At 59.3% G+C, this 8,246-nt stretch carries 8 protein-coding genes; 3 read left to right on the top strand and 5 right to left on the bottom strand.

Annotation, left to right across the window (positions count from 1 at the left end):
• Window positions 1-47 precede the first annotated feature (47 nt).
• Entirely contained in the window at window positions 48-1,256 is a 1,209-nt protein-coding gene (locus tag ACH2EH_RS23115) for an amidohydrolase family protein (RefSeq protein WP_395145476.1), read from the bottom strand.
• A gap of 196 nt (window positions 1,257-1,452) precedes the next feature.
• Window positions 1,453-2,223: an imidazole glycerol phosphate synthase subunit HisF gene (hisF, locus tag ACH2EH_RS23110; protein WP_395145475.1), complete on the bottom strand. Its 771-nt coding sequence runs from the start codon at window positions 2,221-2,223 to the stop codon at window positions 1,453-1,455.
• 36 nt (window positions 2,224-2,259) lie between these two features.
• Between hisF and ACH2EH_RS23105 the strand changes: the two genes are divergently transcribed.
• On the top strand, window positions 2,260-3,363 hold the full coding sequence (locus ACH2EH_RS23105; RefSeq protein WP_395145474.1) for a DUF3472 domain-containing protein: 1,104 nt from the start codon (window positions 2,260-2,262) through the stop codon (window positions 3,361-3,363).
• A 2-nt stretch (window positions 3,364-3,365) separates the two neighbouring features.
• On the opposite strand, the gene ACH2EH_RS23100 is transcribed toward ACH2EH_RS23105, so the two are convergent.
• Window positions 3,366-3,596, bottom strand: coding sequence for a hypothetical protein (locus ACH2EH_RS23100; RefSeq protein ID WP_395145472.1), 231 nt, complete (start codon window positions 3,594-3,596; stop codon window positions 3,366-3,368).
• A 78-nt stretch (window positions 3,597-3,674) separates the two neighbouring features.
• The gene (locus tag ACH2EH_RS23095; protein ID WP_395145470.1) at window positions 3,675-4,958 is read right to left on the bottom strand and encodes a PhoPQ-activated pathogenicity-related family protein; all 1,284 of its coding nucleotides are present in this window, start codon (window positions 4,956-4,958) and stop codon (window positions 3,675-3,677) included.
• 28 nt (window positions 4,959-4,986) lie between these two features.
• On the opposite strand from ACH2EH_RS23095, the gene zwf reads away from it, so the two are divergent.
• Both zwf and plsY read left to right on the top strand, forming a co-directional pair.
• Window positions 4,987-6,447: a glucose-6-phosphate dehydrogenase gene (gene zwf / locus ACH2EH_RS23090; protein ID WP_395145468.1), complete on the top strand. Its 1,461-nt coding sequence runs from the start codon at window positions 4,987-4,989 to the stop codon at window positions 6,445-6,447.
• A gap of 9 nt (window positions 6,448-6,456) precedes the next feature.
• A complete protein-coding gene (gene plsY, locus ACH2EH_RS23085; RefSeq protein ID WP_395145478.1) occupies window positions 6,457-7,053 on the top strand; it encodes a glycerol-3-phosphate 1-O-acyltransferase PlsY in 597 nt (198 codons plus the stop codon).
• A 13-nt stretch (window positions 7,054-7,066) separates the two neighbouring features.
• Here plsY and ACH2EH_RS23080 read toward each other — a convergent pair.
• A partial coding sequence (locus tag ACH2EH_RS23080) for a hypothetical protein (protein WP_395145466.1) occupies window positions 7,067-8,246 on the bottom strand: 1,180 nt, incomplete at its 5' end.

The following is an 8,246-nucleotide window of genomic DNA, read 5'->3' as shown; positions in this document are numbered from 1 at the left end:
CCACGTTTCATGACTCTCCCCCTCCTGCGTTCTTTATCGCACACCCCTCAAGACAAATTAAAACATGCCGCCTGATTGCCGCCCATCCAGCGCGCCGCTAGCGTCAGGGCTTGTTTCTCCGTGAGAAGCCCCTCGCTTACCTCGGCTTGCAGCGCTCGTGTCAGCCAGGCTCGTGCCTGAAACGCATAGCTCACGCTGGCGTTAGGCCAGAACGAGTCGCCGCCGAAGGCAAAGAGTTTGTTGGCGGGAACCGCGTGAATGGCATGGCGCACAAAGTCCCGGGTGGCGTACGGGTCAATACTCCACGCCCAGCAAAGATCCAGGAAAACATTGGGAAAGTGCTTGGCAAGCGCTATTTGCTCATGGCCGTACGGGTAGCTGGTGTGCATCAGAACAAAACGTGCCTCAGGATAGCGGCGCAGGAGCCCGGTCAGTAAGCCCGACGGCACGCGCTCGATGGGCATGTAGCTATGGCCTGCATAGTACCCGGTATGGATCTTAATCGGTAGTTCATGACGGATCGCTTCCTCAATGCACCGCGCAAACATCCAGTCTCCCAGCGCGAGTTTATCGGCCTCTGTAGGCTCCGATTTTCCCAAAAGCGGCGCGATCTCGCTATCCGTGCGCTCCTGCCAGTGCAGGGTTCGATTGTAGGCATGCTGGCTCTTGATCGCAACGGCCTTCGGAGCCCACTGCGCGAAACTGCTGCCGATATGCTCCCGAATGGCCTCGGGAGTAGCGCAGCTCTCAGGAACATTACCCTGTACCAGCCCCACCACGCTAATATCGTACTGGAAGAAGTTATCGTCGCTCGGCTCGCAATTCCAGCGAAAGTCATCTATCTGGACATAGGAAAGATTGGCAACATCTCGCAAGAGCCGCAACCTCTCACCGGGCCTGCGCAAGCTCTCCGCAATCTTCTGCGCCACCGGAAGCGCTTCGACAGCAAGCTCGTCCATGCCGTAGACGCGCTTTGCCGTGAGCCGAACTGCCTCGCCGTAGCCCGTGTGCTGAATCGCCTCCCAGGCATCCCGAACGCCCAAAAAGCGCCCGGCCAGATCGTGGTCATTGCGATCCGTTAGCCGCTTCAGCGCCTCAGAGCTTGCCCCCGCGACCGCGAGATCCGCCCGCGTGTAGTGGTCGAATAGATCCTCTAAAACATCAGGGCCATCGGCGAGAAACTTCTCCTCCGTATGTAAGTGCTCGTGCGTGTCCGCCAGCGTCGTCGTGGCGATAAAAGCGGCAAGATCGGTCATGGATTTTCCTCAAAATATCCGCCCACTAAAAGTAGGCGTCAGAAAGCCTTCGGCTGAAAAGTCGTTCCGCGACAAAGAAGAGACTGGGTAGTCGCGGAGCGACTTTTTGGCGGAACGCCCTCAGACGCCTACTTTCAGTGGGCGGGCGCTGGATCGAGTCTGGGTACTGGATCAGGTCTGGGTAGCGTCCATGAGGTTATTTTACCGGACGAACGGCCACGCCTGCATTGGCAAGATAATCTTTGAGCTGCCAGACGGTGTACTCGCCGTAGTGGAGCATGGAGGCGAGCAAGACAGCATCCGCGCAGCCCTCGGTGACGGCGTCCACTAAGTGCTGTGGCGTCCCGGCTCCGCCTGAGGCGATCACGGGAATGGGGACGAGATCAGAGATGGCGCGGGTGAGGGGCAGGTCGTAGCCCGTCTTCATTCCATCGGCGTCCATCGAAGTGAGTAAGATCTCTCCCGCCCCGAGCTTGGCGACTTTTTCGGCCCACTCCAGCGCGTCTATTCCCGTGGGAGTGCGTCCGCCGTGTGAGTGCACCTCCCAGCCCGATTTGGTGTTGCCGGTTTTTTTCGGGTCAATCGCGACCACGATGCACTGGCTCCCGAAGCGCTCGCTGACCTCTCTGATCAAGTCAGGGTTTCGCAGCGCGGCGGAGTTGATCGAGACTTTGTCGGCTCCCGTAGCGACCATACGCCGGACATCGTCTACGCTTGTAATGCCGCCGCCAACCGTAAACGGGATGAAGACCTGCTCAGCCACTCGACTGGCGAGCTCAAAGATCAAGCTGCGCTTGTCCGACGATGCTGTGATGTCCAGAAAGACCAGCTCATCCGCGCCTTGGGCATCGTAGCGTGCTGCTAGCTCCACCGGGTCGCCCGCATCGCGCAGGCCCAGAAAATTCACGCCTTTAACGACGCGACCCTCTTTGATATCAAGACACGGAATAATCCGGCGGGTTAGCATGACTTTTATTCTATCGCGGCGAATAGTTGCGGCAGTATGAAACAAGAACCAACACTGCGTATCCCCGCCTTGACCGCCTACGAAGAGTCGGGCGTTACCGTCTGGTACGGCGAGATCAAGCAGGCAGGGCTACTCGTGCTCGATCTGGAGGGCAGGCAAGGTGATTTGTTTGTCGAGAAAGTGCCAGCAGGAGGCATCCTTAAGCCCGGCGGTGCCAGTCGGCACCTCGTCAGGGAGAAGGGGACAATCTCCGTATCCCCCGGCTACTGGCGCTTCGCCGTCAAGGGAGATGCCGAAGCGCTACTGCTCTCCGGCCCCACCGCGAAAGAGGCGCATTTTAATCTTAAGGAGCGCAAGAACTGCGCCTCCGTACACCTAGCCTACCCACTCGCCAAAGAGACGAAGGCTGAGTGGTTCTACAACGAAATAACAGTGCGCACGGAGCCACTCTATTCTTACTACATGGCCTGTGGCTTTGCACGCGGGTACTTTGGGATTCAAGTGAACAGCCCCACGGAGCGCCGCATTATCTTCTCGATCTGGGACAGTGGCAATGAGGGCGTGGATCGCAGCAAAGTGGCCGACGAAGACCAGGTGAAGCTCTTAGACAAGGGCGACGGTGTGATCGCGAGCGGCTTTGGCAACGAGGGCACGGGCGGTCATAGCCACGTGGTCTATCCCTGGGAGCGTGACACAACCTATAAATTTCTCGTCCACGCCGAGCCCGTACAAATCGGAAAAGGCAAGCAGACCATCTACTCGGGCTACTTCTGGTTCCCGGAGAAGCGCACCTGGGGCCTCATTGCCCGCTTCCGTGCGCCCAAAGATGGCAACTATCTCAGCGGGCTCTACTCGTTCAATGAGAACTTCGACGGCGACAATGGGCAGCTTCTGCGGCTGGCGGAGTTTGGCCCGAGCTGGGTGCGCAGTAGTGATCATAAATGGCAAGAAATAGAATCAGCAAGCTTTAGCTGCGATGCCACCGGGCGTGCCAAAGACCGGCTGGACTTTGCCGCAGGAGTGGCCAAGAGCGGGCGGTGGTATCTGTCCAATGGTGGGTTTGTGAAGAACGGGATTGCCTACAAAGACCCGCTCCCTCCGCGCAAGTTCCACGGCAAGCCTCCCGAACTGCCGAAGTAGGGTTAGCTACGTAGCATGCGGCGTGTGAAAGCGAGGCAAAGACCCCCGAGAACCAGGGCTCCCAGGCCCTCGACACCGGGAGCTGTTGTCGCTCTTAGCTGAGGCGCGGTTGGGAGCGGCTCGGCAAAAGTACACTTGGCTCCCAGCAGCGCACAAAAGGCTCCCAGGAGCCCGATAGTGGAGAGCGCCATCAGTGCCGCCACAAATTTGTCTTTGGTATTAAGATAACTCACTCTGGAGTTAGCCTAATGCAAGATTCGTAGCATTTGCACTATGCAGGCAGCAAAACCCGTATTTCTACGGATAATGTTTTATTTCCCGAGAATCTGCATCTGGGTTGCCAGCGTGAAGGGCTTGCCCGGCTCTAGCTCGTAGGTCAGCTCGCCGTAGGTGGCGGCAAAGCCGGTTTCGGGTGCTTCATAGCGACCCTGCGCGGTCTTGCCGGAGGCCACGATCTCCTCGGATGTCCACTTGGAGTCGCGGAAGTCTGTGGTGGCAGCGGTGCAGTGGAAAAGGCGCGCGGAGACGAGGGGGACATCGCTCTCGATCCGTAGCGCGGCACTCCGTTTTGTGGCAGTCCACTTCCAGGTCGGTGTCGGCCATTTTTTCGCCTGTGCCAGTGTACGGGAAAACGCGGCCAGGGTGGTGAGAAGCCGCCCACGGTCCTCCAGCCCGTGGCCAGAGTTGGGCATGTAGAGTACCCACTTCGCGCCCTTGAGGCCATCCCAGTAGAGATTCAGCGCGTCCTGTGACCAGTAGCGATCATTGGTGCCCAGCAGGATCAGCTTGGGGAGCGTGAGCTGATCGCGGTACGAATACGGATCCTCCAGCTTCATCAGTTCTTTGCCACGCGGCGCAAGAAGTAGCTTGTCGAAGCCGACAGCGGTGTAGTCCTCCACTTGCTCGCTTGGCTTTCCCAGCATCTCCAGTTGGTGTCCGATCTGCTTTTCGACATTGAGAATATCAATGACCATCGGGGCGATCCCGACCACGCGCGTATCACCGCTCGCCCCGACCAGCCAGGTCGTCCAGCCGCGCTTGCTCGCACCCGTGATTAGGAAGCGCTTCAGCTCAGGTTTGAATGCCTGGAGCGCGTCCATGGCCTTAATCACCGCCTTTGCCATAGGGAAGTGCAGTGGCCAGGTATCATCACCAGTCTCTAGGAATTTTTGCCAGGTATAGACAATTAATGCATCCTCTTTGAGACCGCCGTAGAGAGGTTGCTTCGGAATATGGTAGAGAATGGCAAACGCACTCTGAGCACTTTTTGCGGCGAACATTCCGATCAGCTCCTCCTCGGAGGAGCCCCCGCCTCCCGTGTTGAGCAAGGTACAGAAGTTGGCGGCGAGCACTTTTTCGGGCACAAAGAGCTGCAAACGGTGCTCCCAGAGATGCTCATGCCAGGTCTGTGAGACCAGCCAGAGGTCGTAGATCATTCCTCCGGCGATCTTTTTTTCGCTGCGTTTTTCCCACTTGTAGGCAGGTTCTGGGCGCGCAATGTAGCCACGCAGGCCACCTTCGGCGTGGGCAGTGGCGGGAAGGGAGCCCGCGAGCGCGGCTCCGGCAAAAGTTGAAAGAAAACGTCGTCGGTTCATAGCTGTACATGATACCCTAGTAATCGGAATGAACGATCTCGATCCCTGTGTTTTTGTTCTCTTTGGTGCGACCGGCGATCTTACCCGCCGCAAGCTCACCCCCGCTCTCTATGCCCTTCACCGTGAGGGCCTGCTTCCCGAGGACTTCGTGATCCTGGCCTATGCCCGCCGCGATAAAGATGACACGGTCTTTCGCGCCGATCTCAAGGCCAATATGGCGGAGTTCGCCCCCAATGTCCCTCTGGATAAGTGGGACACGTTTGCTCAGCGCTGCTTTTATGTCCGTGGTGAGTTCGACTCCACCGAGGGGTTTACTGCGCTACGCGAGAAGCTGGAGACCGTGGACACGGAGCGCAATGCTCACCATAACTGGCTCTTTTATCTCGCCATCCCACCGGAGCAGTACGAGGGAGTGGTAGAGCATCTAGGCCAGGCGGGGCTCTCACGCCGTGGGATGACGGATCACGGCTGGGCACGGGTGATCGTCGAGAAGCCTTTTGGCTACGACTTAGAGACCAGTCGGCATCTCAACGAGGCGCTGCTCGGGCACTTCACAGAGGATCAGGTCTACCGCATTGATCACTATCTGGGCAAAGAAACTGTCCAGAATATTTTGTTCTTCCGGTTCGCCAACGAGATATTTGAGCCGCTCTGGAACCATAAGTACGTGGATCATGTGCAGATCACCGTTTCCGAAACGATAGGTGTGGAGGGGCGCGGCAACTTCTTCGATGCCACGGGGATGACTCGCGATGTACTGCAAAATCACGCGCTGCAGATTCTCTCGCTTGTGGCCATGGAGCCGCCCGTGCGCCTGGATGCCAACGCCGTTCGGGACGAAAAAGTGAAGGCGATCCGAGGAATCCGGCCTATCTCTCGCGAGGATGTTCATCGGCTGACCGTGCGTGGCCAGTACGATAGCTACCGCCATGAAGAGGGGGTTCCCCCGGGCTCCGATACCGAGACCTATGTGGCGATGAAACTCCACATGGACAACTGGCGCTGGGCGGGAACTCCGTTCTACGTGCGCTGCGCCAAGGCGATGCCCAAGCGTACCACGGAAGTGGCTGTCCAGTTCCGGGCGATTCCGCAGGTGCTGTTTGCAAGAACCAACCGCGATGAAGTGCATCCCAATGTTTTGGTGCTACGCATCCAGCCCGATGAGGGAATCTTCCTTCAGATGGGGGCCAAGCAGCCCGGGCCGAACATGACCCTACGCCCCGTGAAACTCGGCTTTCTCTACCGCGATGAGTTCAAGGACATGCCTATCGCCGATGCCTACGAGCGGCTGATTCTGGACACGATCCGGGGCGATGCGAGTCTCTTTGCCCGTGGCGATGAGGTCGAGGCGGCGTGGAAGCTCCTTACTCCCGTGATGGAAGCGTGGAAAGAGCGCCCGCACGATATCCAGCCGTACTTCACTGGCACCTGGGGGCCGGAGAAGGCCAGCACGCTGCTCGATCCCGGTCAGAGCTGGAGAACCCCGTAATTGCCTCCGATGCGCCCCGAGCTGGTCTGTCTTCTTGCGTTTCTGGTGGGGGCCATTCCCTTTGGGCTAGTGATTGGTAAGCTCAAGGGAATTGACCTGCGCGAGAAAGGCTCCGGCAATATCGGGGCGACCAATGCGATGCGCCAGCTCGGCAAGCCCTTGGGAGCACTGGTCTTTGTTCTGGACGCGCTGAAGGGGGGGCTACCGGTTTTTTTAGCCCACCGGCTGGCACTGAGCCCTGAGTGGGTTGTCGGGGCGGGGTTCGCGGCAGTTTTTGGGCATATTTACTCGCCGTTTGTGCGCTTCAGGGGCGGAAAAGGCGTCGCCACGGCCCTTGGCGTGCTGCTCGGCCTGGACTGGCGGGTCGGGCTGAGTGCCTTTGGCGTTTTTGTCGTGGTTGTGGCGGTTACCGACTACATCTCCGTGGGCTCGATTGCCGCCGCCGTGGCTCAGGCGAGCCTCTTCTGGGTTCTGGGCGACCCACCCGCCCTGAAGCTCTTTGGTGCCGTTGTGGGGGTCTTTGTGATTGTCCGCCACCGTAGCAATATCCAGCGCTTACTCAAAGGCGAGGAGAGCCACTTTCGCAAGAAGCCTTCCTCGCCCTAAGCGTCTCTCTTCGCTACGCTTTTCGCGCCCCTTTCTTCGGAGCAAGCCGCTCTAGAACATAGAGCCTCGGGTGCATTCCGCCCAGCGCGAGGGGAATCACGCGCTCGATCTTCCACTGTGGCCCGAGAGTTTCTTCAAACAGGCGAATCTCGTGCGTGAGAAAGACCCCTGTCCCGCCCGGCCGGAGCAGACGGGCGGCCTCGGTGAGGAGCGCGGGGTAGAGCTTGACGTTGTCTTTGTGCGAGCCGATGCGCTGCCCGAACGGCAGATCTGCGGCAATTGCATCCGCCCAGCCATCGTCCAGAGGCACTGCGGTCGCGTCCCAGTCTTTCAGCTCGACTCCGTTGGCCGCCGCCGCTGTCCGAGCCGCCTTGCTGGTGTCGCAGCCCACTGCGGTTTTTTGCTCGCGCTCAATGAGGATTGTCCCGGAGCCCGCGCAGAGATTCAGAAAGTGCTCGGACTCGCCCGCAAGCTTGGCCATGGCATAGCCCACGCAGGCATTGACGGCACCCGGGTAGTTTGACACGCGCCAGGCTCTGGTGGAGAGAGGGCGCGGCGAGAGGCTCACTAGGCTCTCCCAGACCGTGTAGAACTCATCCACCTCGGGAGCATCGTCACGCGAGCGACGACGCGGCGGCTTCTCCACTTTCTTCTGCAGAGGCCGCAGCCGCACAAGAAGTGTCTGGGTCTCCTCGCCCGTGTTGTCTACCGTGAGATTCAGTGCCTTTGCCAGCTCGCTTGCCAGCCGGGCCATCACCTCGGTGGCACGTCCCGCCGCCGCCAGCCGCAGCGACGTGAAGCTACCCTCCGGGTGAAGCGCGATTGCGGCTCGACAGTCGCTGAGAATTGCGGAGAAGTACTGATGCCCAAGCAGCCCCGTGGGGCGCGGCACGGGATGCAGACGCCAGCGAAAGACCGCCACGGCCAAGCGTAGAGCGAGTAGGCGCTCCGCCTTACCACTAAACGCGAGGCGCAGCACCCCCGGCTCATCTCTCTCTTTTTTAGGAGGCGAAGGGAAGCGCTCCCGAATCTCGGCAGACATAAGCTGCTCCAGTCCAGGCACGGTCTCGATAATGTACTCAGCGGTAGGTTCAGGTTTCTTAACCGAGACAGGCTCGGGCTTTGATCCCGGCTTGCCCTTGCCACCTTTTACCGCTTTCAGGGGAGGCTTTGGAGTGACCCGTGGCGCACTT

It is taken from the genome of Armatimonas sp., from assembly GCF_043760365.1.
Classification (GTDB): Bacteria; Armatimonadota; Armatimonadia; order Armatimonadales; family Armatimonadaceae; genus Armatimonas.
This window is presented reverse-complemented; position numbering and strand designations above follow the sequence as displayed.